The organism is Companilactobacillus tucceti DSM 20183 (genome assembly GCF_001434665.1).
GTDB classification, from domain to species: Bacteria; Bacillota; Bacilli; order Lactobacillales; family Lactobacillaceae; genus Companilactobacillus; species Companilactobacillus tucceti.
Window position 1 is genome coordinate 41,130 of the sequence record NZ_AZDG01000012.1, and the last position, 25,302, is coordinate 66,431.

Sequence of the window (25,302 nt, forward strand, 5' to 3'; positions counted from 1 at the left end):
ACTAAAATAAATTGTGGAGGTGAAACGTAATAATGAAGCAAGAAAAACTAGCACAAGTTACAGAAGTTGCTAAAAACCTTAAAGGCGCTAAGTCAGTTATCGTTGTTGACTATTTAGGTCTTACTGTTGAACAAGCTACTGAAATGCGTGCTGAATTACGTGAGCAAGGTGCTACTATGCAAGTTATCAAGAATACTATCTTGAGACGTGCTGCTGAAGAAGCTGGATTAGAAGGTCTTGAAGAATTCTTCGTTGGACCAACAGCCATTGCTTATTCTGAAGAAGATCCTGTAGGACCTGCTAAAGTTGCTGCTAAATTTGCTAAAGATGTTGAATCCGTTGAAATCAAGGGTGGAATCATCGAAGGCAAAGCTGCATCACTTGAAGAAATTCAAGCACTTGCAACACTACCAAACAGAGAAGGCTTACTATCTATGTTGGTATCTGTATTACAAGCTCCAGTTCGCGACTTCGCATTGGCTGTTAAAGCTGTTGCTGAAAAGAAAGACGACGAACCAGCTGCTTAATTAAAAGACAAACATAATTTGGAGGACAAAATAATGGCTTTAGATACACAAAAGATTATCGATGATTTAAAAGATGCTTCAATTCTAGAACTTAACGACCTTGTTAAGGCTATTGAAGAAGAATTTGACGTTACAGCTGCTGCTCCTGTTGCTGCAGGTGCTGCTGCTGGTGGCGACGCTGCTGCTGAAAAGGATTCATTTGATGTTGAACTTACAGAAGCAGGTCAAGAAAAGGTTAAGGTTATCAAGGAAGTTCGTGGTATCACAGGACTTGGCTTGAAAGACTCAAAAGACCTTGTTGATGGTGCTCCTAAGGTTATCAAGGAAGGCGTTGCTAAGGCTGACGCTGATGACATGAAGTCAAAACTTGAAGCCGTTGGTGCTACAGTTACATTGAAATAATAAATTTCAAAATTAAAAAGTTTGGGTTTAGCCCAGACTTTTTTTGTATCTAAAAATACAGAAAGAGAATAATATGGCTAATCAATACTTTGAAAACTCAACAGATTTAGGGCATGAATTAAAAAATTTCAATTTTACTTTACGAGGAAATAATTTATCTTTTACATCTGATAGCGGCGTATTTTCAAGACAAACAATTGACTTTGGATCAAGAGTTTTGATTGAATCAATTAACTTCGATGAAATTCCCGAAGGAAATATCCTTGATGTTGGATGTGGGTATGGGCCTATAGGTTTATCATTGGCTAAAGAGCAAAATTCTCGTCAAGTAGTAATGGCTGATGTAAATCTTAGAGCATTAGATTTAGCAAGAGAAAATGCTAAGGCGAATAATATTAAAAATGTTGATATCTTAGAATCTGATGTATATGAGAATATTAAAGATAAATATGCGTTGATCGTTTCAAATCCACCTGTTAGAGCTGGTAAAAAAGTTGTTACTGATATATTAAAGAATTCAATTGAACACTTAGATTCTAATGGAGAGTTGTGGATAGTTTTACAAAAGAAACAGGGCGCTCCATCAGCTAAAAAGTTGATGAAAGAAACATTTGGAAACGTTGAAGTTGTAACCAGAGACAAAGGATATTATATTTTAAAAAGTTGTTTAAACTAATTTATTTTTAAATTAAATATAATATGTTATATTCATTCTGGAGGTGTTTACAATGGACAAAAAACAAATTGTTATTGGTATAATTTTGGCTTTAATTACTGGTGGATTCTTTTTGGTCGCTATAATTATTTTAAAGGCTATTAAAGCAATTAAAATTAAGCGTGAAAGATTGCAATTAGAATCGTATATCAAAGATTATTTCAGAGGTAATGAGAAGTTGTTGGCCTTTGTAGGCACATTATCAGATGAAGAAGTTCGTATCCTAATTAATATTATTAATAAAGCTCGTGAAGAAAAATCTGATATTGAGTGGAAAACTCTTAAGCTCCCTAAAATTCTTGAGCAAAAGTTTAAAGATTTAGTTGATTAAATGAATATGAAGTTTTCAGAAGAACAAATTAATCATTTTATGGATCTAGCAATAGATGAAGCAAAAAAAGCTGAATCAAGAGCTGAGGTTCCTATAGGGTGTGTAATTGTAGATAATCGTACACAAGAAGTTGTTAGTGTTGGTTCTAATGAGAGAGAAGAAACTCAAAATGCTATAAAACATGCAGAAATCATTGCTATTGAAGCTGCTTGTAATAAAATTGGCAGTTGGCGCTTAGAGCATATGAGTTTATTTGTAACTTTAGAACCATGTCCAATGTGTGCCGGAGCAATCATTAATAGTAGAATTGAAGAGGTAGTTTTTGGTGCTAGTGATCCAAAGGCTGGATCAGTTGGATCAATTAATAATTTATTGACCGAAACGCGGTATAATCACCAACCAGAGGTTTTAGCTAATGTTAAATCAAAAGAGACTGGTGACTTATTAAGAAATTTCTTTAGAAAAATCCGTGGTAAAAAGTAGCATAAAAAGTAAATTTATAGTATTATAGTTATTGCCGCAAGGCCTTAGGGCAATGGTGCTCTTGTGAATCGTGTCAGGTTCGGAAGAAAGCAGCACTAAGTGAGTTGTACCATGTGCCTTTTGTTATGTATATTAGCCTCCTAATCATAATTGGTTAGGAGTTTTTTTGTGGTAAAATTTACTTATTCTATTCACTAAGGAGAAAAAATGGCATATCAAGCACTTTATCGAGTTTGGCGTCCCCAAACTTTTTCAGATGTAATTGGTCAAGGTGTGATAACTCAGACTTTAAAAAATGCTGTCGCAAGTAAAATGACCAGCCATGCTTATTTATTCAGCGGACCGCGTGGTACAGGGAAAACTTCTTGTGCTAAGATTTTGGCTAAAGCTGTTAACTGCTTGAATCCACATGATGGTGAACCATGTAATGAGTGTGAAATTTGCCAAGCTGCAAACGAGAACCGATTGAATGATGTCATTGAAATAGATGCTGCATCAAATAATGGTGTAGAAGAGATTCGTGATATTCGTGACAAGGTTAAATACGCACCAACTGAAGCCAAGTTTAAAGTTTATATTATTGATGAGGTTCATATGTTATCTCAAGGTGCTTTTAATGCCTTGTTGAAAACTTTGGAAGAGCCTCCTGCTAATGTCATGTTTATATTAGCAACAACTGAACCACAAAAGATTCCAGCTACGATTATTTCTAGAACTCAAAGTTTCACCTTTAGAAGAATTTCTAAACAAGATATTCTAGATCGAATGGTTTATATCTTAAAAGATAAGAATATAGATTATGACGAAGAAGCACTTAATATCATTGCTGCATCAGCAGAAGGTGGTATGCGTGATGCATTGAGTATTTTAGATCAAGCGTTATCGTATGGTGATGATCATCTGACATTAACTAATGCACAAGAAGTTACTGGTGCTTTAAGTAATGAACAAATAACGGCATACATGTCAGCCATTGCTAAAAATGAATCTGCACAGGCACTTGAAAGCTTGTATAAAATTTTGGAGAGTGGTCGTTCAGCAATTAGATTTACGGAAATGATTATTAGAGTTTGTCGTAATTTGATTCTTTATAATTCTAATTCAGATTTATCCGATCAAATGGATAACACCATTATGACTAAAGATCTTTTAGATTTGGCAGATAAGTTTGATAATCAACGTCTATTTTATATTGTTGACCAAGTCAGTTCAGCCCAAAGAAATTTAAAGAATTCCAATCAAACTGATGTATATATGGAAATATTGACTGTTAAAATAAGTGAACCACAAGTTATGGATCAAACTGATGTCAAAGATAAAGCCGACAATCAGGAAGTCGAAAAACTTAGTGGACAAGTTAAAAAATTACAGAGTGAAATTAAAAATCTTTCCACAGGCAATGTACAAGTTCAACAAGAACTTCCTAAGAAAAAATCTCGAAAAGCAAAGGGTAGTAACCATCTTAATAAAACTGCAATCTATAAAGTTTTGGATAATGCTACCAAAAAAGATTTAGCTGTTGCTAAAGATATCTGGCCCGATTTAATGAGTAAGCTTTCAGTAACACAACGTGCTAAAATGAGAGTTGCTGATCCTGTTGCAGCTAGTGTTGATGGGATAGTTGTGGCATTTGATTTTGAGTTATGGTTTGAACAAGTTCAAGAAGATACTGAGTTTTTGGACGAATTAAAGAGTAACGCAGGTACACTTTTGAAAAAGGATTGTGAGATAGTCCTAGTTCCAAAAGATCAATGGCCAAGAATCAGAAAAGAATATATTTCTAATAATATTGATTTACCGAATAAGGACAAGGTAGAATCTAAAGCAGAGCCTAAAAAGGATCCAGCTGTTGATGAAGCTTTGAATCTTTTTGGCAATGAAATAGTAGATATAAAAGACGACTAGGAGGAACTACTTATGAGTAAAGGAATGCCTAATATGGGTGGAATGGGAAACATGGGAAATCTCATGCGCCAAGCCCAAAAGATGCAAAAAGAAATGCAAGGTGCTCAAGAAGAACTTAAAAAGACTGAATATATTGGTAAATCAGTTGATGATTTAGTAACTGTAAAATTAAATGGTGATCACAAAGTATTAGATATTAAAGTTGATGAGAAAGTCATTGATCCAGATGATCCAGATACATTAACAGATATGTTGATTGATGCATTTAATAATGGTGTTGATCAAGTCGCTAAAGACCAACAGTCTAAGTTAGGAAAATATACGAATGGGTTGATGTAGTATGAAATATCCAGAACCAATTTCTAAATTAATTGATAGTTATATGATGCTTCCAGGTATTGGCCGAAAGACTGCTACAAGAATGGCATTCTTTACCTTAAGTATGGACAAAAGTCGAGTTCAAGAGTTCGCAGATAATTTAGTTTCTGCTAAAACTGATTTAAGATATTGTAAGATCTGTGGAAATATAACTACAGATGAATTTTGTTCTATCTGTAAAGATGAAGGTCGTGACCAATCGACTATTCTTGTTGTTGAACAACCTAAAGATATAATGGCTATTGATGATATGAATAGTTACAACGGACTTTATCATGTTTTGGGTGGTGTGTTGTCACCAGTTGACGGTGTTGGACCAGAGGAACTCAATATTAAATTATTATTGAACCGTTTGAGAACAAATGATGCTGTTAAAGAGTTGATCATTGCAACTAATGCAACTCCAGAAGGTGAGGCAACTGCGCAATATTTGGCTAAATTAGTTAAGCCAGCCGGCATTAAAGTTACGAGATTAGCCCATGGCTTGTCTGTTGGGTCAGATATCGAATATGCTGACGAAATGACTCTAAAGAGTGCCGTTCAAGGCCGTAGGGAGATTTAATATGTTTGGTAGAAAGAAATTAAGTGTCCAAAAATCTGAAGACGATCGTCTGTTAGGTAAAATTCATGAGATACAAGAAAGAATCAATAATTCTACTAAAGTGGTAAATACATCATTTGATTTGCCACAAGATACTCAAAATGAGATAAAGCTTGATAGAATCAAATATCAATATCTCTATTTAGAAGCTAGGAGAAGAAAAGCGGCTGCCAAAGAGACTACTAATATTATCTTTGGTGAAGAAGATACTTTTTTGAGACAACCTAGTAGAGCCGAAAAACATTGGTAAAAAGATAAGTGTGGCAAACCGCCTTTTGGTGCACGCTATAGTCTATAAAAGTTCGTAAACAAAATCTGGAGTTGTGACTTATGTCACGACTCTTTTTTTGTATTTATTGGAAAAAGCCATGTAGTGTTGCACGTTTATATTTTAGAAATATTACGTTTACAGAATAAAGGTCTTTTAGGGCTATCGCCTTGGATTTGTCAGCTGATTCAAGTAAAATAGTAATAATCACTTAGGAGAGAATAATTTATATGTCAGGAATTTTTATTTCATTTGAAGGTCCAGATGGAGCTGGAAAAACTACAGCTTTGAATTCATTGTTACCTTTATTAAAAGAAGAAACTAGTAAAGAAGTTGTTGTTTCCAGAGAACCTGGCGGCAGTCCCATTTCAGAAAAAATTCGCAAAATAATTTTAAGCATTCATGATCAAGATATGGATGATAGAACTGAGGCATTGTTGTATGCAGCGGCAAGAAGACAACATTTAGTAGATGTTATCTTACCAGCACTTAATGAAGATAAAGTTATGATAAGCGACCGATTTGTAGATAGTTCTATAGCCTATCAAGGCGGTGGACGTCAAATCGGAACTAAGGAAGTTGCAGAGATCAATGATTTTGCAATCAATGGTACTATACCGGACTTAACGATTTATTTTGATGTAACTCCAGAAGTTGGAATTGCTAGAATCAGAAAAGACCATGAAGGGGCAATGGATCGTTTGGAGCAAGAGAAAATTGATTTCCATAAACGGGTTCATGAAACTTACCAAAAATTGATCAAAGAAAATTCTGATAGAATTATTAGGGTAGACGCTGAGCAAAAACCTGAAAAAGTTGTTTCTGATGCCCTAGATATAATACTTAAAAGATTTCCTAAGACATTTAATGGAGGAAAATAATTATGAAACTTATTTTAGCCATTGTTCAAGACAAAGACAGTCAACAATTACAAGCGCATTTAGTTAAAGATGGATTCCGTTCAACTAGATTGCCATCAACTGGTGGATTTTTAAAGTCTGGTAACTCAACCTTTATTCTAGGTGTTGAAGATGAAAAGGTTGATGCGGCTCTTGATGTTATAAAAGAAAATTGTCATACAAGAACACAATTTGTAACACCTTCTTTTATTTTGCCTGAAGCTGCTAATATGAGTGATCCTGTAGAGGTTCAAGTTGGAGGAGCTACTTGCTTTATCCTACCTGTAGATAAGCTTGTGAGATTCTAATGAATGAATTACTAGAAACTCAATCCAAGACTTTAGATGAATTTCAAAGAGTTATAAAAGCCAATATGTTGTCGCATGCTTATTTGATTGATAAGGCATCCTCAAAAGTAAGACATGAGGTTGCTATTTGGCTTGCGCAGAGTCAATTTTGTGACAATTTAAAAGATGGAGCACCGGATCAAACTTGTCAGCGTTGTAAAACGATTGCTTTGGGAGATAATCCTGATGTATTAGAAGTAAAAACGGATAAGCAAAGTATCGGTGTTGATGATATAAAATTTTTCAAAAGAGAAGCCAGTATGACGGCAACTCAAGGTAAAAGACGTATTTTAATTATAGATGCAGCAGAAAAGATGACTAATGCTGCTAGTAATAACCTGTTGAAAACAATTGAAGAACCAGAAGGTAATTTGATGATAATCCTTTTGGCTGATTCAGCTAAACAGCTTTTACCAACAATAAGGTCTCGTGTACAAACATTTCATTTATCGGATAAAAGCAACAACGAAGAAGTTGATACTTTAATTGAAGCAGGATATAAAGAAGCACAGGCCAAATCAGCTTTAAAAGTTTCAGATATTAAATTTTTACAAGAGATGTCTGGTGAAAATTACCAGTTGTTATTGTCAGCAATAATCAATTGGTTAAAAGAATGTAATCGCAAAAAAATAAGTAGCTTTATTGATGTACAAACTGATATCATGCCGTTAGTAGAGAATAAGGACCAGCAACATTTGGTATTCGACATGATGAATCAAATTTTTAGTGATATATTATCAATTAGGTATAATTTTAAACCAGCACTTTTGATTAAAGAGGATATTCTTTCAAATAAGGATATTCAAAAGATTGTTGATCTTTCGGATGAGTTATTTAAAGCAGAAGAAATGTGGAAAAGTAATGTCGCCTTTCAAGCAGTCTTAGAAGATTTATCGTTAAAATTTGTGGATTAGTGGGTGAAACTATGGCAGAAAAGGATTTATACGATGAGTTTGAGACTATCTCTAATCAATTAAATAATTTGAATGATCGTTTAGAATCATTAAAAGAACAATTATCAAAGAGTTTAGAGGAAAAAGAAGAATTGGAGATGGAGAATCATAATCTTCGTAAACATCTTGAAAAGCTTGGTTATGAAGATAAAGATTATGGGGCAAATGGATTATCCACTTCGAGATTAAATTTGGAAAAATTGTATCGAAAAGGATTTCATGTTTGCCAGCAATTTTATGGATCACATAGAAAAGAAGATGAGGAATGCGTCTTTTGTTATGGTGTGATTTATGGAAATCATGAAAAAAAATCAAAAAAATAAAGTAAGGGAGCTAATTGAATGAGAGAACAAAAGAGTTTTGTCGACAATTCTAAGGGCTGCCTTTTTTTAGTGCCAACACCGATTGGTAATTTAGAAGATATGACTTTTAGAAGTGTAAAGACATTACAAGATGTTGATTTGATTGCAGCTGAAGATACTAGAAATACAATGAAATTATTAACGCATTTCAAAATAGAAACTGATTTGATAAGTTTTCATGAACACAATACAGCACAACGTATCCCAGAATTGATCGAAAAGTTAGAGCAGGGAATAAATATTGCTCAGGTAAGCGATGCGGGAACACCATCAATCAGCGATCCGGGGAAAGAATTAGTTAAAGCAGCGATTGAAAATGATATTTCTGTTGTACCATTACCAGGAGCAACGGCTTCGATAAGTGCCTTAATAGCATCAGGGATAGAACCTCAACCGTTTTATTTCTTTGGCTTTTTGCCAAGAAAAGGTAAAGAAAGAACTGAAGCCTTAGAAAATCTTTCTCAAAGAGTTGAGACATCGATTATTTATGAATCACCTAAAAGAGTCGTAAAGACTTTGACAGATTTAAAAGATTCGTTGGGTGAAGATAGACAAGTAACACTAGCTCGCGAGTTAACAAAGATTCACGAGGCGTTTTTAAGAGGTACGGTTTCTCAAACACTGGAGTATTATCAAGAGCATGATCCAAAAGGTGAATTTGTTATCATAATTTCAGGTAAGACTATTGAAAAGAATGCTGAAATGACCGATGCCGAAATTATAAATGCCATTGACTTACAAATTCAAGAAGGCATAAAGCCTAATAAAGCTATCAAAGATATTGCAAATCAAAACTTATTGAAGAAACAAGTTGTTTACAACTTATATCACGGAATCGGAAAGGATGAATAAATTGTCCGAAGAACAAATTTTCTCGCAAGAAATGGAATTTCCTTTTTATTTTGCTAACTTAACTGGGGACATGCGTTTGTCTTCGCTAGTGGACGCAATGATATTAACCTCAGAAAAGCAATTGCATCAAAGTGATTCTGATAGTTCAGAAATGGTAAAGCGTGGTTTAGGATGGGTAGTTGTTCAGTACCATATGGACGTTACGTCAATGCCACATCTAGGTCAGAAATTGAACGTTAGAACTAGAGCAACAAGTTATAATAAATATTTCTTCTATCGTGATTTTTGGATCGATGATTTAGAAGGTAATAATATGGTCAAATTGGAAAGTGCCTTTGTTATCATGGACGTAAATGAACGTAAGATGGTTAGTGCTTCGGATAAACTAACTGATATGTTTGGTGCTAAGGAGATAACTAAGATCAAGCGTTTCCCACGTATTAAAGTACCGGATGAGTTTGACATCAAGAAAAATCAACAGATAGGTTACTACAATATTGATGTTAATCGTCACGTTAATAACTCATATTATTTCGATTGGATGGTAGATTCTTTAGGAATCGACTTTGTTGAAAAACATAGGGTTAAGACCATGGATATTAAATACGAAAAAGAATTGAATATAAATAGCCACCCAGAGGTTTTTGCAAAGATAAGTGATGACGGTTTAGTAACTAAGCACTGGATAAAAAATGGTGACGATTTAAATGTCATTGCCGAAATGTCATGGGAAGATAAATAAAAGTACTTTGTAAACTTAATTTCTTGTGCTAGTATATTGGGGTAATAATTTTGGAGTAGGATTCAAAGCGTGAAGTGCCAATGGAACGGGATGTGAACATTGGACGAAGAGTTAGACAATATCTCAACTCGCGGTTTTGTTTCCGCATTCGCCACTTTATATAGTTAATTAGCCTCTAGTTATATTCGGTGGCAGCTCCTATGAGGAGATGTCAATATGTTAAGTAAGAGTAGAAGTACTATCACTGTTCACGAACTTACGTGGATGGCAATATTAATTGCATTGGAAATGGTTTTGAGCCGTTTTTCAATTGGAAGTAATGCTTTACAAGTTGGTTTTAGCTTTGTGGCCATGGGTTTAATAGGATATTATTTTGGACCTTATAAGGCTGCTATTGCGATGGCAATTGCGGATATAATGAAAATGGTAATTTTGCCGAGTTCAGGAGGATTCTTTTGGGGATTCACTGTATCGGCTATCGTTAGTGGAATTATTTACGGAGTAATGCTCTACAATAAAAAAGTAACAGTAGTTAGAGTGTTAATTACAACTATCCTAATGGTAGTAATAGTTAATACTTTGATGAATACTTTATGGATCCATATGATTTCTAATGTTCCATATCTAGTATTACTAATGCCAAGACTGTTGAAAGAGGCTATCAGCTTGGTTTATCAAACTGGAATTTTGTACTTGGTTCTTAAATGGATCAGCAATTCGAGATTTAACAGAATTAATTAATATTAAAGACCGTAAGGTCTTTTTTTTTTGCACAAATAACTTGTGGTAGAATAATGCTATTAAGAATGAGGGGATATTTATGAAAATATTAGCTTTTGACACTTCAAATAAACCATTGACTGTTGCTGTGGTTGATGATGGAAATGTTTTAGCTGCTTTGGAGTCGACTGAAAAGAAAACTCATAGTGTTACTTTACTGCCTGATATTCAAAAAGCACTAAAAGAATCAGAATTGTCAATTGATGACATTGATTTGATTGCGGTGGCTAAAGGCCCTGGATCATATACGGGCGTTCGTATTGCAGTTACTGTAGCTAAGACGTTGGCCTTCACTTTGAAGAAAAACTTAGTAGGAGTATCTAGCCTAAAAGTTTTAGCAGCTGATGGGGATGAGAATAAAATATTAGTGCCTTTAATGGACGCTAGAAATGATAACGCCTTTGCCGGGGTTTACCAATATTCTAATAATCAACTTACTAACTTGATTGAAGATCACCATACTTCAATGTCTAAATTACTAGAGTTGTTAGAGAAATATGATTCAAAGGATTTAGAGTTTATTAATGCGACTGATCATTTAACTGACTTAATTCAAGAAAAATATCCTGAGGTTAAGATTTTAAATACTAAAGACAGTTTGCCAAAGGCGGATAAATTAGCAAAACTTTCTGAAAACGAACCTGTTGTTTCGGATATAGATAGTTTTGTTCCAACATATCTGCGTTTAACTCAAGCTGAGCATGATTGGTATCAAAAGGGACATAAAAAATATGGCAATATTTCCTATGTTGAAGAAGTTTAAAGAAACATTTTGGCCTTCAGGATCACCGGATAAATACCCATTTGAAAAACAGTCAGTAACTATTAATGGTCAGCAATTGGTTTTAAAAAAAGCCGAATTAAGTGATTCCAATGATTATATGAATATTCAAGAAATCATTTATTCTAAACCTGCACCTTGGCCACAGGATGTGGTCGATACTGAACTTAGAAATAAAAATGCACTCTATCTTTCATTGATCAGGAAAAATCATTGTGTAGCTTTTATTGGTGTTTCTTTAAGAGATATTAAAGAGGCGCATATAACAAATATTGCAGTACTTCCGGAATTACAAAAAGATGGAATCGGCCATTTATTCTTAAATCAAATTTTTGAATATTGCCGTAAGCAAAATTTTCAGAAAATATCATTAGAAGTTGATGTTACAAACGAATCTGCTATTGAATTGTATAAAGCTTTTGGCTTTAAGACACGTACTATTCATGAGAAATATTATTTTAGAAATCATCATGATGCATTAGAAATGGTGGTTGATTTATAGGGAGATAACCTTGGAAAAAGATACATTAATACTGTCATTTGAGAGTAGCTGTGATGAGACTAGTGTTGCAGTTATTAAGAATGGTAAAGAAATTTTGTCCAATATAATAGCAACACAAATTAAAAGCCACCAAAGATTTGGTGGAGTTGTACCTGAAGTTGCTAGTCGTCATCATGTAGAAGAGGTCACACATTGTATTGATCTGGCTTTGAATGAAGCCGAAGTTACTTATGATGATTTAGATGCCGTGGCTGTAACTTATGGTCCTGGTTTGGTGGGATCATTGCTGATTGGAATTATGGCCGCAAAAACAGTAGCTTTTGCTCATAATCTACCTTTGATCAAGTCAAACCATTTGGCTGGTCACATTTATTCCGCAAATCTGGTAGCTGATTTGAAATACCCATTTATGGCCTTACTAGTTTCAGGTGGTCACACAGAAATTGTTTTAGTTCGTGCACCGGGTGAATTTGAAACACTAGGTGATACACGTGATGACGCAGTTGGTGAAGCTTACGATAAAATTGGACGTGTTTTAGGTATAAATTATCCTGCTGGTAAGCAAGTTGATGAGATGGCCGCAAAAGGTAAGGATATTTTTGATTTTCCACGTGCGATGGTTCAAGAAGATAATCTTGATTTTAGTTTTAGTGGACTTAAGAGTTCATTTATAAATCGTGTTCATCATGCTGATCAAATACATGAAGAACTTAACAAAGATGACTTAGCAGCAAGTTTTCAAGGAGCAGTGTTGGATATTTTAAGTAATAAAGTATTCAGAGCCTTAAAACAACATCCAGTTAAACAATTAGTAGTAGCCGGAGGGGTTGCTGCTAATCAAGGATTACGTCAATGTTTGAAGGATGATATTGAAAAACGTAATTTGGATATGGATCTGATTTTCCCTCCATTAAGATTATGTGGCGACAATGCAGCCATGATCGGAGCAATTGCACAAATACAATATGATAAGAAGGATTTTGCTGATTTAACAGTTAATGCAGATCCTAGCTTGGACTTTTAAAATCGAGGAGACTCGATTTTTTTTGTTCTTTTTTTGTATTAAAAGGTTGTGATATATTAAACTTGTGTATTTTTAGTTAAATTGGGGGGATTTGAAGTGGATCGAAAAATAAGTTTGGGGTTAGACATTGGTGTTTCATCAGTTGGATATAGTGTAATAGATGTTGATACTGGTAAAGTTTTAGAACTTGGATCACGCCTGATAAACGGTAAAATTGGTACAGAAAACCAAGCGCGTCGAGAGATGCGTGGCACTAGACGATTAATCAATCGAAAGAAACAACGTCGTAAGGATACAGTTAAATTATTTAATGAATTTAAATTGATTGATTCAAAAAAAGATGAACATTATTTTGACCACTTCGCAAATAATTCTGATCCGTATGAATTGCGAGTCAAGGGATTGTCTGAAAAGTTGTCACTTTCAGAAATTGCCGATGGTTTGTATCATATTGTTAAAAGACGTGGTATTAGTTACGATTTAAAAGACGCTGATGAGGAATCTGAAGGTTCTGAATATGAAAATGGATTGAAGATCAATAATAGTGAGTTAAAAAATCAAACTCCGGCGCAAATACAATTAAAACGTTTGAATGAATATGGTGCCATTAGGGGTAAGGTTGTTATTGATGAAGAAAAAATTTTATTGAATGTTTTCCCTACAAAAGCATACCTTGATGAAGCTAAAAGAATAATAGAAAAACAAAGAGAATTTTATCCTGGAATTTTAACAGAGGAATTTGAAGAAAAGTATTGTCAAATACTTACTAGAAAAAGAGACTACTTTGTTGGACCAGGTAGCGAAAAATCTAGGACTGACTACGGTATTTATAAAGAAGATGGTCGAACACTAAATAATTTATTTGAGGAATTAATAGGACACGACAAAATATACCCTGAAGAACTAAGAGCTTCAGGAGCATCATTTACTGCACAACTGTTTAATGTTTTGAATGATTTAAATAATTTGCATATTTCATCATATGAAGATCAAAAATTAACGACTGAAAATAAAGAACAAATTATTTCGGAATTAAAAAGTACAACTTCAAATGTCAATATGATGAAACTTATTCAGAAAATTGCTGGTTGTGAAGAATCTGATATCAGTGGTTATCGAACTGACAAGAATTACAAACCTGAAATTAGCTCTATGCGTATTTATCGCAAAGTCCATAAAAAACTTTTAGAATCTGAAATTGATATAACTAATTGGCCGGATGATTTTATAAATAAGTTAAGTTTCATTTTGACTCTTAATACTGAAAATGGTGAAATTAGAAATCAATTAAAAAATCGTCTGCAGCCAGAATATGATTTTCTTACTGATGAATTGATTCAGACAATTATTGATAATAAAGAAAGTTTTGATATTAAATCTAATAATAAATGGCATAGATTCTCTATTAAAACGATGGAGCTGTTGATCCCAGAAATGATAAAACGTCCAGTTGAACAAATGACTTTGATAAATGAAATGGGATTGATCAAAAATAGTGGCAAGAAGTTTAGCAACTATAAATATTTGCCATATAAAAAAATTGCTGAAGATATATACAATCCAGTAGCATCTAAGTCAGTCCGTGAAGCTTTGAAGATAGTTAATGCAATTTTAAAAGAATATGGTCATATCGAGTATATTGTTGTTGAAATGCCACGTGACAAAAATGAAGATGAAGCAAAAGATCAAATCGAAAAGTTCCAAAAAGCAAATGGACGACTAAAAGATGCTGCATTGGAAGAATTCACAGAGGCGATTGGAGATAAATCCACCGTTGACAAGAAATTGGGAGTACATAGGTCTAAACTCCTTTTTAAGATAAGACTTTGGTATCAACAAAGAGGAATGGATCTATATGAGGGCAAACCAATATCTGCAGTTGATTTGTTAAATAATCCTGATAGTTTTCAAATAGACCATATTATTCCACAGTCAGTTTCTTTTGATGATAGCTTTAATAATAAAACACTTTGTAATTCTGGCTTGAATCAAATTAAAGATAAAAAAACACCGTTTGAGTATATGAATGAGGGATATGGTCAAGGATTCGATTCAATGAAGGCCATGGTAATGAAAAATCCAAGAATAGATCATAATAAACGTAAAAATTATCTTTTCTCTGAAAATGTTAGTGACATTGAAACTAGAAAGAGGTTTATTTCTCGTAATTTAGTTGATACCAGATATGCATCCAGGGTAGTTTTGAATAATTTGCAGGAGTTCTTTAAAGAAAAAGAATCGGATACTAAGATTTCCATTATTCGTGGTAAATTTACTTCCAATTTACGCAAGCATTGGAAGATAAACAAGAATAGAGATACTTATCATCATCATGCAATAGATGCCACTATAATTGCTGCAACGCCATTTTTAAATATTTGGAAAAAGGGTTCTAGTATTTTCCCTTCAAATGTTGAAAGTGAAGATTTTTTTGATATTAAGACTGGTAAAATTATTGGAAATGATGAGTTTAACAAATATGCGTATGATGAACCTTATAATGGCTTTTATAATGAACTTAGGAATGCTACTGATAGAATTAAATTCTCTCATCAAATTGATAAAAAAATGAATCGTAAAGTTAGTGATTCAACAATTTATTCAACTAGAGTTGCAAAATCACCAAAGAATAAAAAAGAATCAGAATATATAGTTGCAAAGATCAAGAATATTTATGATGCAGATGAATATGCTAAATTTAAGAGGATTTACGATAAAGACAAGACTAAATTTTTATTAAATAAGTATGATCCAAGGAGCTTTAATCATTTAGAAAAGATCATGAATACTTATCCTGATTCAATTGAAAGAACAATGAGTAATAATAAAGTGAAGGTAGTAAGAATCTCACCATTTGAACTTTATCGTCAAGATCACGGTCCAGTAAAAAAATATTCCAAGAAAAATAACGGACCTGAAATAAAGCAACTTAAATACTTGGATAAAAAAGTCGGTTCTAGTATTGATGTCACACCTGATAACGCTAAAAATAAACACGTTATTTTGAAGTCATTGAAACCATGGCGCACAGATATTTATTTGAATCATGAAACAGGTGAATACGAAATTATGGGTATCAAGTATTCTGATCTCAAGTTCAATAAGGGTGAAGGTTATGGCATTAAAAAGGCTAAGTATTTAGAAATAAAGCATCGGGAAAAAGTTTCTGATGATTCTGAATTTATGTTTACTTTGTACAAGAAAAATCGTATTAAGGTTGAGAATATGGAGACTGATGAAAGTGTTGAGATGCTGTTTTGGTCTAGGACCATGGATAGCCAAAAGGGGTATGCGGAACTGAAGCCAATTTATAAATATAAAACAGAGGATGATAATTGGCCAATTTATGGGAATGCAAAGAAACAAATTATAAAAAAACTGATTCCCAAAAACTGTAAAATATGGAAAGTAAATACTGATGTATTAGGCAATCCTTTTTATGTAGAAAAAGAAGGAGAATATCCTAAAGATGTCCTTGATTAATGGATAATTTATGATATTATGAATTTTGTAAGGGACGCCTTATATGTTTGAATATATTCATTCGACGTTTTACTATTACTAAATTCTTAAGGATCTACAAAAATAAGGATTTATTCCGAATTTACCACCTACTTGTTAGGTGGTTTTTTTTTACAAAAAAATTCAGGAGGATAAATTATGGCGTGGAGAATCGTTCATGTTAAGGAAGGGGATCTACTAAGGCTCAGATTAGATAATTTGGAAATTAGAAAGAAGGATGATAAATACTATATTCCATTATCAGATATAACAATGGTTGTACTAGAAGGTAATAAAACATCAATAACAACTAAATTGATGTCTAGCTTTAGTCAAAATAATATTGCTTTAGTAATTTGTGATGATAAATATTTGCCAGTGGGGATATATTTACCATATGGTCAATATCATCACTATTCTAAACGAGTTATCAAACAGGCTTCTTGGACTGCTAAGCAAAAGGATTTACTTTGGCAAAATGTTATTAAGCAAAAGATGGATAATCAAATAGCCTTCGCTAGGTGGTCTGGTGTTGAACAGGAACGCTTAGAACTAATGAAAGATCTAGTTGCTGATTTGGTTGCCGGAGATAAAACTAATCGAGAGGGTCATGTTGCTAAAGTATATTTTGATTCATTGTACGGAAAAACCTTTACTCGTGGGGATGACAGTACTATTAATGCTGCCATGAATTTTGGTTATGCTATTTTAAGATCTTGTATGGCAAGAATTGTCGTAGGTAATGGGCTAGTTACTATGTTGGGAATATTTCATAAGAATGAATTTAACAGTTTCAATCTAGTAGATGATTTGATGGAACCGTATCGTCCCTTAATGGATTATTGGATCAATCAGAATCTCCTTGGAGATAAAAATTATTTAAGTTATGAATCAAGATTAGAGATAATTGAATTCATGAATCAAAAGCTTGAAGTAAAAGGTAAGAAAATGTCGATAGATAATTCTATGCAGGAATTTGTCACCAGTTTTATAACTGCAATCGAGGCTGAAGAACCAGAGGCCTTATTAACTATTGATTTAAAAAATTTTGTAGGTGAAGAAAGTTGAAATATCAAAATATGAGAATGATGTGTTTATTTGATTTACCCATGGATACTCCTAAACAACAGAGACAATATCGAATTTTTAGAAAAGAATTAATTCGAAATGGATTTATGATGCTACAGTATTCTGTTTATTATCGCTCTATTCCTAACCGCTTATCTGGTAAGAAATATCAAAAAGCAATTGAATACTTTTTACCAGAAAATGGCGAAGTAAGACTCATGTCAGTTAGTGAAAAGCAATTTGAAGATATGCAGGTACTTGTTGGAAGTAAAAGTAAACAAGAAACCGTAGTAGGTAATAAAAAATTGGTGATCATATGATAATGAAAATTGAATTAGAAAATCAAAAATTTCTAGATGTGGATTTTGACGACATTATTTATTTAACTGGAATAGATCATAAAAAATTGTGGACGGTTTTCCGTAGTTTATATTACTATTTCAATCGTAGCACTAGTTTAGCGACTAATATTTATGGTGATAATAATATTGAACTATATGTTGATGATGATAAGGTTTCCGTTAAAAATACGGATGTCTTCTTTATAAATAATCGAGATAGTATCTATCATCAAATGGAGTATAAGAAAGATACCTTATTATTTGAATTATTAAATGACTTTAGCGACGATACTGAGATTAATCGAATCATTGAGGATATGAATAACGAAAGTTTTCGATTGGAGATTAGATCACAAGAGTTCTTAGATAACTATTCAAATAATTTACGAATTAACTTTCAGGATTTGAATTACTTGGAAATGTTAAAAAACTTCTTAGTTTTAAATTATCAAGAGGATTCAAAGAATTATCCACTAGAGTTTATGAATACAGAAAGTTTATTAGATGAATTTTTGAACTTTATAAAATATAAGTTTGAAAAGGATAATCACTTAACCTGGCTAGTTTTATACAATATTGACAGTTTTATTGGACAGAAAGAAAAAACGAACTTCTTTATTAAACTAAAGGAGTTCGTCGCTGATTATAATTTAAAGGTCATTTGTATTAGCAATAATCTTGATAATTTACCTATAGACCGTACAGATATTGAGAAGATAATTGTTGCGGCAGATAATTTTGATCAACTTTTGCCAATTGATGAATTATTAGTTTCAGTTAAGAATAATTATCCTAATGAGTTTGATTGTGATGAAAATCGATTTGTTAAGGCAATGCAAAGAATAATTCCATTTATTGGAAGTAAGGAAAAATTGTTTTTAAATGCTAAAGATTTGGTATTATTAAAAGTAGTAAATGAAATTCTTGGTTACGAGACGTCGTTAGACTTTGAAAATCAGTTACTGACAGATGCAGAAACCAAATTTTTAGAAGATTGATAACGTGTTAGTTTTTTGGATTTGAGGTTTTTGTACTCTTAAGGATTTAATAATAGTAAAACAAATTCAATTAGATGTTGTTAAAACTTATCCGTTTTTGTACTCTTAAGGATTTAATAATAGTAAAACATTAACCTTGATAGCCTGCGTAATACCTGAGTTTTTGTACTCTTAAGGATTTAATAATAGTAAAACTAAAACCGTTAAGACTAAACTCTACAGTTTGTTTTTGTACTCTTAAGGATTTAATAATAGTAAAACAATCTAAAACAGCAACAGATACTGATACAGGTTTTTGTACTCTTAAGGATTTAATAATAGTAAAACTTCTACTATTAAACTATCGACAGATTGCCAGTTTTTGTACTCTTAAGGATTTAATAATAGTAAAACGGGTGACCAACTCTAATAACTTGTCGTGTGGTTTTTGTACTCTTAAGGATTTAGTAATAGTAAAACTCATAAGAGCAGGGATGAGGTCATTGCTATGTTTTTGTACTCTTAAGGATTTAGTAATAGTAAAACCGATTACAGTCGATTAACTAATGATGATAGGTTTTTGTACTCTTAAGGATTTAGTAATAGTAAAACTTTAGCACTTCCAAGTGTGCGTCAATATTCGTTTTTGTACTCTTAAGGATTTAGTAATAGTAAAACCCTAAATGTAATAATTGTTGGCCGACCTTAGTTTTTGTACTCTTAAGGATTTAGTAATAGTAAAACTTTTAAAGCTACTTCTGATTTATCTGAAGAGTTTTTGTACTCTTAAGGATTTAGTAATAGTAAAACCGGTAAAGCAGTCATTTCAACAAACTTAGGGTTTTTGTACTCTTAAGGATTTAGTAATAGTAAAACAAGAGTGCTGTTCGATCGTATTATCATAGAGTTTTTGTACTCTTAAGGATTTAGTAATAGTAAAACAATGGGATTTGATGTATCACGCGAGCGTGTGTTTTTGTACTCTTAAGAACTTACTAATAATATAACCAATTCTTGTGGTATTATTGTCTTTGTATTCTTAAGAACTTAGTAGTGGTAAAACAATCGACTTTTTGTTTTATGTATTACTTGAGTTTTTGTACTCTTAAGGATTTAGTAATAGTAAAACGCATCGTTTTTAACAATCAAAAGCACATCAAACGTAGGTGTGCTTTTTGTTTCCCCAAAATTCTCATTCTGCTAAAATAAAACAAAAAAAGAGGTCGAAAATGGCACAACTTCTAGCAATAATTGCTCACCCTATGACTGATAAAATGTCCACAAGTATCGAACTATATAAGAACTTCATTGAATCGTACAAACAGACTAATCCTAATGACACGATAGTAGAGCGTAATGTTTCCGAAGAGCCTAAATTACCTTTTGATGATACTGCGTTATCCATTTATAATAAAAAGTCCACGGGGGCAACTTTAACTAGATATGAGCGAGCAATTAATAATGCACGCCAATCTTATGTTGATGAATTTGTTCAATCTGACAAATATGTTTTTGTTAACCCTATGTATAACTTCTTCTTGCCAGCAGAAATGAAGAGTTACATGGATATTATTATGCAGATTCCGGATACTTTTGAATACAATGATCAATCTAAGTTACAAGGTAATTTGCTCAATAAAAAAGTACTGCATTTACAATCTAGTGGAGATTGTTTTCACAGTGCGGATAAAAAATTGCAAGAACTTGATTTGGGTGACAAATATTTAAAGACCGTTTTTAATATTATGGGAATTGACGATTATCAAAGTATTTTTGTTGAGGGGATGGATTTTGACCCTAAGAATTCTCAAAGCATTTTAAATCGAGGTTATCAATCAGCAAAACAATTAGCGAGAGTATTTTAAAAGCCGACTAAAAAGTCGGCTTTTTTATTTGTATTTATCTTCAAGTTTACTCATCCAAAGTCCTAACAAGGCACCGAGAATGAAAGTAACGACACTGATAACGATGGTGGTAGTAGTGATTCCTGCATAAGATATTGTTTCTTCAGAATATGGATTTGGTATAAGGATCAAAATTGTACTAGCAACTACTATTCCTAATATAAAATGATAGACCCTTGAATGATGATGTTGAATCAAAAATTCCATACCTTTTGAAAACAGAATCATTGAAACTGCTCCACCAATAGCTATCGGTAAAAACACACCAATAATATCGAAGTTTTTAAATCCAGTTAGCATTGGTGAATAAAGTCCTAGTATTAGCAATAGATTAGAAGGACTTAATCCAGGTACTAAAACTCCTAAAGCAATCAGCATACCTGCAATAACAAAACCAATGAAGTTGGCGGGTATCGTACCAAATATTTCACTCATGAAGAATAGGAATAATCCTCCTAGGATCAACATGGCTAAAAACCAGATAATATCTACGAGATCTCTTTTCTTTCTAGAAGTGGACTCTTTTATTAAAGCGGGTAGGGTACCGATGATGGCTCCAGCAAATCCCCAAAGAACTATAACTTGATAGTGTTCTAAGAGGAATTCTAATGGTTTTGACAGTAGACCAATTCCAACGATTCCACCTATACCAACTGGTAGAAAAAACATAAAATCTTTTTTGAAGTTTTTTCTGAAGTGAGCCATAAAATGGAGTAATCTTTCGTAGATGCCTAGAATGGCAGCTAAAACTCCACCAGATACACCTGGTAAAATAAATCCTAATGCGATAATTACACCTTTGAAAAATCGGATAAAGAAATTTTCTTGTTTATTTTGCATGTAATCTCCTAAATAGTTTGTTCATAGAATATAGCAAATTATTTTGGAATTAACAATTAATCGGCCATGTCTTCTAGTTCAATTGACTTTTCAGTCCATTCGTCTTCAAGTTCACTTTGCTTAGCTTTATTTTCATCCAATTCTTTTTGGAAATCAGCTAGTTTAGTATATGAAGTTAAATTCTCTTCTTTAGTCATTTCCAATTGGATTTCAGAATTTTTCTTATCCAATTCAGAAATTTCCTTTTCTAGTTTTTCAACTTGTCGACGAATTTTACGTTCTTGTTTTTGTTGTTCCTTAGATTGTTGATATTCAACCTTTTTCTCACTTACAACGTGACCAGAGGAATCTTCTTCTTCGTTAGTGTCGGTTGTCTTTTCAAGATAATAGTCATAGTCACCTAGATAAATAGTGCTGCCGTTAGTACCGATATCAACAATTCTATTGGCTAAAGTATTTAATAGATAACGATCGTGGGAAACGAACAAAACCGTACCTTCAAAGTTACTTAAGGCATCTTCTAGGACTTCTTTACTGTCGATATCCAAGTGGTTTGTTGGCTCATCCATTACTAAGAAGTTATCATGTTCCATTGATAATTTTGTCAGAGTAAGACGAGCTTTTTCACCACCGGATAATCCAGAAATTGGTTTTAATACATCGTCACCACTGAATAAAAAAGATCCTAAAATGTTACGAATTACTTGTTCATCTAATAGAGGATGAAGGTCCCAGATCTCGTGAAGTACATCTTTACGTGGGTCCAAATTTGTCAAATTCTGGTCATAGTAACCAACTTGAACATTAGCACCAAATTGGTAAGTACCTTTGATCAAAGGTATTTGATCAAGTATTGATTTTAGAAGGGTAGATTTACCGATTCCGTTAGGTCCGATAATACCAATTCGTTCACCTTTTTTAACATCCAGGTTGATCGGTTCAGACATTATCTGATCATCATATCCTATTGCAGCATCTTTTATTAATAAGACGTCATTTCCACTTTCTTTATCGATTTTAAATGAGAAGTGAGCGGATGCTTGGTCTGAACCTGGACGTTCCATGACATCCATCTTTTCCAGCTTTTTACGGCGACTTTGAGCCATTTTGGTTGTAGAAGCACGTACGATATTTTTTTGAATGTACTCTTCAGTTTTCTTGATTTCAGCTTGTTGTTCTTCGTAGTGTTTCCACTCAACTTGCTGGTTTTTCTTCTTTTCTTTTAGATAGAATGTGTAGTTTCCAGAATAATGTTTGGACGAATGATGGTTGATCTCAACGATTTCGTTAACGACTTTATCTAAGAAATACTGATCATGAGAGATAATGACCAGTGCTCCACGATAGTTTTTTAAATAACCTTCGAGCCATTCAACAGTAGTAATATCCAAATGGTTTGTCGGTTCGTCAAGTAGCAGAATGTCATGATGCTCTAAAAGCATTTTTGCCATAGCTAGTCTAGAACGCTCACCACCTGAGAGAGTAGAGATCTTGTCGTGCCAAACTTCTTCTTCAAAGCCGAATCCTTTAAGAACACTACGGATCTCAGATTGGTATCCGTAGCCGTTTTCTTGTCTAAAGGTATTTTGTAATTGATCATATTGTTTTAAAATTTGATCGTAGTCTTTAGTAGTATTGTCAGCTAATTTTGATTCTAGTTCGTGCATTTGTTTTTCTTGTTTTTTTAGATAATTGAAGATTTTTTCCATCTCATCGAAGATAACATTGTCACGATCTAATCCAGAATCCTGAGCTAAGTATCCGATATTTGTATCTTTTTTTAGAGCAATATTCCCGGCAGTATAGCTTTCTTGTTCTGAAATGATTTTTAATAATGTTGATTTTCCAACACCATTTCGACCAACTAGTCCGATACGACTGTTGTCTTGGACTTCAAAATTAACATTTTCAAATAGCTTTTTTGTTCCAAAATTTTTAGTAATGTTTTGAGCTTGTAATAAAATCAAGTTAAGTACCCCTTTATATGTTCACAATTTCGTATTTTTTGTTAAAAATTAGTTCTTTATAGGCTTAATCTATTGCGTTTTTGCTTAACTTTATTTACTATAAATATTAGTGAAATAACGCACATTGGTGGTAAGATATGACAAAAACAACAGTTCCAAACGCAACTATTAAAAGGTTACCTATTTATTATAGGTATTTCCAGTTTTTAAAAGACGAAGGCACACAAAAAGTTTCCTCAGGAGAATTGTCCGAGGGAGTTAAAATTGATAGTGCCACAATAAGGCGTGACTTCTCTTACTTGGGAGCATTAGGTAAGAGGGGCTACGGATATGATGTAGATGAGCTTGTCGCTTTCTTCAAAAAATTACTCAATCAAGACAAACGTACTAATGTTGCCTTAGTCGGTGTCGGTAATTTGGGTAACGCCTTATTAAATTATAACTTTGCTAGAACAAATAATGTAAGAATTGCCGCAGCTTTTGACATCGATCAATCGATCGTAGGTACAGTCAAGAGTGGTGTGCCTGTTTATGATGTTTCAGAGTTAAAAGAACAATTAGATCTACAACAGATCGATGTATGTATTTTAACAGTTTCATCAAACGCAGCACAAGTGACGGCAAATCTTTTGGCTGATGCTGGAGTAAAGGGGATTTTGAACTTTACGCCGGTTATTATTAATGTGCCAAATAACATTCGTGTACACTATGTTGATTTAGCAAATGAATTACAGACTTTGATTTTCTTCTTGGACCGCGATAAGTCTTTGAATGAGGACGAAGAATAAGATTGGGGGGATTCTAACGTGAGTGAACCATTATTTTTAAAACCTGTCTTTCATGAAAAAATGTGGGGTGGTCGTAAGCTTGAAAAATTCGATTATGACTTACCTGCAGGTGATATTGGAGAATGCTGGGCAATTTCAGGGCATCCCCATGGCCGTTCAGAAGTAGAAAACGGCGAATTTGCTGGACAATTTATTGATGATTTGTGGAAAAGTCATGGTGAACTATTCGGCAATCCAGAGGGCAAAGTATTTCCATTGCTAACAAAGATCTTGGATGCTGAGGCCAGCTTGTCGGTCCAAGTTCATCCAGATAATGATTATGCATGGAAACATGAGCATGAATTAGGAAAAACTGAATGCTGGTACATTATTGATGCCGAACCAGGTTCATACTTGATCTATGGACATAACGCTAAGAATAAAGAAGAACTAGATCATATGATCGAATCAGGAGACTGGGATGATCTTTTGAGAAAGGTTCCAGTTAAGACTGGGGACTTCTTCTATGTTCCTAGTGGTACAGTACATGCCCTAAATAAAGGGATCATGGCTTTAGAGACACAACAAAGTAGTGATACTACATATCGTCTTTACGATTATGACCGTGTCGAAAAGAGTACAGGTAAGAAACGTGAATTGCATATCCAACAATCAGAAGATACAATTACTGTTCCTCACAAAGATCCAAAACTAGATATTCAAACAAAGACAGAAGGTAAGAACAAGTTTACGACATTTGTTCAACCACCTATCTCGCCATTCTTTGCTGTTTATCGCTGGGAAATTAACGAACCAGCAACTTTAAAACATAATATTGGTAAATACACTTTGATTTCAGTTATTGATGGTAGTGGTAAAATTACTGTTGATGGCAAGGATTATGACTTAAAGAAGGGAGTCCATTTGATTGTTCCGGCAACAGTTAATGAATGGACACTAGATGGAGGTCTTGATATAATTGCCTCTGAATCTGGTGAAAAATAATTCTTATGAGATTGGGATATAAATTCGGTTCTTTGTCAAATCGTATTGATGAATGATTTTGGACCTGAGGCACCTCTTAA

The 25,302-nt window shown here is 33.4% G+C and carries 28 protein-coding genes, 1 other RNA gene, 1 CRISPR repeat array and 1 riboswitch; of the genes, 27 read left to right on the forward strand and 2 right to left on the reverse strand.

Annotation, left to right across the window (positions count from 1 at the left end; translation table 11 throughout):
• Positions 1-32: 32 nt before the first annotated feature.
• From rplJ to FC72_RS06485, 25 genes are all read left to right on the forward strand, one after another.
• On the forward strand, positions 33-527 hold the full coding sequence (rplJ, locus tag FC72_RS06370; protein WP_057765939.1) for a 50S ribosomal protein L10: 495 nt from the start codon (positions 33-35) through the stop codon (positions 525-527).
• A 33-nt stretch (positions 528-560) separates the two neighbouring features.
• Entirely contained in the window at positions 561-929 is a 369-nt protein-coding gene (gene rplL, locus FC72_RS06375) for a 50S ribosomal protein L7/L12 (protein ID WP_057765941.1), read from the forward strand.
• Positions 930-1,002: 73 nt separating this feature from the next.
• Positions 1,003-1,605 carry a class I SAM-dependent methyltransferase gene (locus FC72_RS06380; RefSeq protein ID WP_057765943.1) on the forward strand — a complete coding sequence of 201 codons (603 nt, stop codon included), beginning with the start codon at positions 1,003-1,005 and terminating at the stop codon, positions 1,603-1,605.
• 52 nt (positions 1,606-1,657) lie between these two features.
• Positions 1,658-1,975: a hypothetical protein gene (locus FC72_RS06385; RefSeq protein WP_057765945.1), complete on the forward strand. Its 318-nt coding sequence runs from the start codon at positions 1,658-1,660 to the stop codon at positions 1,973-1,975.
• 6 nt (positions 1,976-1,981) lie between these two features.
• Positions 1,982-2,458, forward strand: coding sequence for a nucleoside deaminase (locus FC72_RS06390; RefSeq protein WP_057765991.1), 477 nt, complete (start codon positions 1,982-1,984; stop codon positions 2,456-2,458).
• Between the two features lie 43 nt (positions 2,459-2,501).
• Positions 2,502-2,584: signal recognition particle sRNA small type (ffs, locus tag FC72_RS10660), an RNA gene on the forward strand.
• 81 nt (positions 2,585-2,665) lie between these two features.
• Complete coding sequence (gene dnaX, locus FC72_RS06395) at positions 2,666-4,363, forward strand: DNA polymerase III subunit gamma/tau (RefSeq protein WP_057765947.1); 1,698 nt, start codon at positions 2,666-2,668, stop codon at positions 4,361-4,363.
• Between the two features lie 33 nt (positions 4,364-4,396).
• Entirely contained in the window at positions 4,397-4,702 is a 306-nt protein-coding gene (locus FC72_RS06400; protein WP_420806046.1) for a YbaB/EbfC family nucleoid-associated protein, read from the forward strand.
• Position 4,703: 1 nt separating this feature from the next.
• A complete protein-coding gene (gene recR / locus FC72_RS06405) occupies positions 4,704-5,303 on the forward strand; it encodes a recombination mediator RecR (protein WP_057765951.1) in 600 nt (199 codons plus the stop codon).
• A 1-nt stretch (position 5,304) separates the two neighbouring features.
• The gene (locus FC72_RS06410) at positions 5,305-5,592 is read left to right on the forward strand and encodes a YaaL family protein (RefSeq protein ID WP_057765953.1); all 288 of its coding nucleotides are present in this window, start codon (positions 5,305-5,307) and stop codon (positions 5,590-5,592) included.
• 248 nt (positions 5,593-5,840) lie between these two features.
• The gene (gene tmk / locus FC72_RS06415) at positions 5,841-6,491 is read left to right on the forward strand and encodes a dTMP kinase (protein ID WP_057765955.1); all 651 of its coding nucleotides are present in this window, start codon (positions 5,841-5,843) and stop codon (positions 6,489-6,491) included.
• Positions 6,492-6,493: 2 nt separating this feature from the next.
• Positions 6,494-6,817 carry a cyclic-di-AMP receptor gene (locus tag FC72_RS06420; RefSeq protein ID WP_057765956.1) on the forward strand — a complete coding sequence of 108 codons (324 nt, stop codon included), beginning with the start codon at positions 6,494-6,496 and terminating at the stop codon, positions 6,815-6,817.
• Positions 6,817-7,770, forward strand: a complete 954-nt coding sequence (locus FC72_RS06425; RefSeq protein ID WP_057765958.1) for a DNA polymerase III subunit delta' — start codon at positions 6,817-6,819, stop codon at positions 7,768-7,770. Before FC72_RS06420 ends, FC72_RS06425 begins: the two co-directional genes overlap by 1 nt.
• An 11-nt stretch (positions 7,771-7,781) precedes the next feature.
• On the forward strand, positions 7,782-8,132 hold the full coding sequence (locus FC72_RS06430; RefSeq protein ID WP_057765960.1) for an initiation control protein YabA: 351 nt from the start codon (positions 7,782-7,784) through the stop codon (positions 8,130-8,132).
• Between the two features lie 18 nt (positions 8,133-8,150).
• Positions 8,151-9,023, forward strand: coding sequence for a 16S rRNA (cytidine(1402)-2'-O)-methyltransferase (gene rsmI, locus FC72_RS06435; RefSeq protein WP_057765962.1), 873 nt, complete (start codon positions 8,151-8,153; stop codon positions 9,021-9,023).
• A complete protein-coding gene (locus FC72_RS06440) occupies positions 9,016-9,765 on the forward strand; it encodes an acyl-[acyl-carrier-protein] thioesterase (RefSeq protein WP_057765964.1) in 750 nt (249 codons plus the stop codon). The genes rsmI and FC72_RS06440 overlap by 8 nt, the downstream gene beginning before the upstream one ends.
• 49 nt (positions 9,766-9,814) lie before the next feature.
• A riboswitch (THF riboswitch) is annotated at positions 9,815-9,921 on the forward strand.
• A 60-nt stretch (positions 9,922-9,981) separates the two neighbouring features.
• Complete coding sequence (locus FC72_RS06445) at positions 9,982-10,506, forward strand: folate family ECF transporter S component (protein ID WP_057765966.1); 525 nt, start codon at positions 9,982-9,984, stop codon at positions 10,504-10,506.
• 79 nt (positions 10,507-10,585) lie between these two features.
• On the forward strand, positions 10,586-11,308 hold the full coding sequence (tsaB, locus tag FC72_RS06450) for a tRNA (adenosine(37)-N6)-threonylcarbamoyltransferase complex dimerization subunit type 1 TsaB (protein WP_057765968.1): 723 nt from the start codon (positions 10,586-10,588) through the stop codon (positions 11,306-11,308).
• The gene (rimI, locus tag FC72_RS06455; protein ID WP_235805156.1) at positions 11,277-11,828 is read left to right on the forward strand and encodes a ribosomal protein S18-alanine N-acetyltransferase; all 552 of its coding nucleotides are present in this window, start codon (positions 11,277-11,279) and stop codon (positions 11,826-11,828) included. The genes tsaB and rimI overlap by 32 nt, the downstream gene beginning before the upstream one ends.
• A 10-nt stretch (positions 11,829-11,838) precedes the next feature.
• On the forward strand, positions 11,839-12,852 hold the full coding sequence (gene tsaD / locus FC72_RS06460; protein ID WP_057765969.1) for a tRNA (adenosine(37)-N6)-threonylcarbamoyltransferase complex transferase subunit TsaD: 1,014 nt from the start codon (positions 11,839-11,841) through the stop codon (positions 12,850-12,852).
• A gap of 96 nt (positions 12,853-12,948) precedes the next feature.
• Positions 12,949-16,335 carry a type II CRISPR RNA-guided endonuclease Cas9 gene (cas9, locus tag FC72_RS06465; RefSeq protein ID WP_057765971.1) on the forward strand — a complete coding sequence of 1,129 codons (3,387 nt, stop codon included), beginning with the start codon at positions 12,949-12,951 and terminating at the stop codon, positions 16,333-16,335.
• A 177-nt stretch (positions 16,336-16,512) separates the two neighbouring features.
• Positions 16,513-17,421 carry a type II CRISPR-associated endonuclease Cas1 gene (gene cas1, locus FC72_RS06470; protein ID WP_057765973.1) on the forward strand — a complete coding sequence of 303 codons (909 nt, stop codon included), beginning with the start codon at positions 16,513-16,515 and terminating at the stop codon, positions 17,419-17,421.
• The gene (gene cas2 / locus FC72_RS06475; protein WP_235805157.1) at positions 17,418-17,741 is read left to right on the forward strand and encodes a CRISPR-associated endonuclease Cas2; all 324 of its coding nucleotides are present in this window, start codon (positions 17,418-17,420) and stop codon (positions 17,739-17,741) included. Before cas1 ends, cas2 begins: the two co-directional genes overlap by 4 nt.
• A gap of 2 nt (positions 17,742-17,743) precedes the next feature.
• A complete protein-coding gene (locus FC72_RS06480; RefSeq protein WP_057765975.1) occupies positions 17,744-18,760 on the forward strand; it encodes a P-loop NTPase family protein in 1,017 nt (338 codons plus the stop codon).
• A 26-nt stretch (positions 18,761-18,786) separates the two neighbouring features.
• Positions 18,787-19,868: direct repeats of the CRISPR family, unit length 36 nt; unit sequence GTTTTTGTACTCTTAAGGATTTAGTAATAGTAAAAC.
• Positions 19,869-19,968: 100 nt separating this feature from the next.
• The gene (locus FC72_RS06485) at positions 19,969-20,604 is read left to right on the forward strand and encodes an FMN-dependent NADH-azoreductase (RefSeq protein WP_057765977.1); all 636 of its coding nucleotides are present in this window, start codon (positions 19,969-19,971) and stop codon (positions 20,602-20,604) included.
• Positions 20,605-20,628: 24 nt separating this feature from the next.
• Here FC72_RS06485 and FC72_RS06490 read toward each other — a convergent pair whose 3' ends face one another.
• Both FC72_RS06490 and FC72_RS06495 read right to left on the reverse strand, forming a co-directional pair.
• The gene (locus FC72_RS06490) at positions 20,629-21,483 is read right to left on the reverse strand and encodes a DUF368 domain-containing protein (protein ID WP_057765979.1); all 855 of its coding nucleotides are present in this window, start codon (positions 21,481-21,483) and stop codon (positions 20,629-20,631) included.
• Between the two features lie 56 nt (positions 21,484-21,539).
• Positions 21,540-23,450: an ABC-F family ATP-binding cassette domain-containing protein gene (locus tag FC72_RS06495; protein ID WP_057765981.1), complete on the reverse strand. Its 1,911-nt coding sequence runs from the start codon at positions 23,448-23,450 to the stop codon at positions 21,540-21,542.
• A 137-nt stretch (positions 23,451-23,587) separates the two neighbouring features.
• Here FC72_RS06495 and FC72_RS06500 point away from each other — a divergent pair, with 137 nt between their 5' ends.
• Positions 23,588-24,238, forward strand: coding sequence for a redox-sensing transcriptional repressor Rex (locus FC72_RS06500; RefSeq protein WP_057765983.1), 651 nt, complete (start codon positions 23,588-23,590; stop codon positions 24,236-24,238).
• Positions 24,239-24,256: 18 nt separating this feature from the next.
• Positions 24,257-25,222 (forward strand): mannose-6-phosphate isomerase, class I, encoded by a 966-nt coding sequence (gene manA, locus FC72_RS06505; protein ID WP_057765985.1) that lies wholly within the window; start codon positions 24,257-24,259, stop codon positions 25,220-25,222.
• Positions 25,223-25,302: the final 80 nt, after the last annotated feature.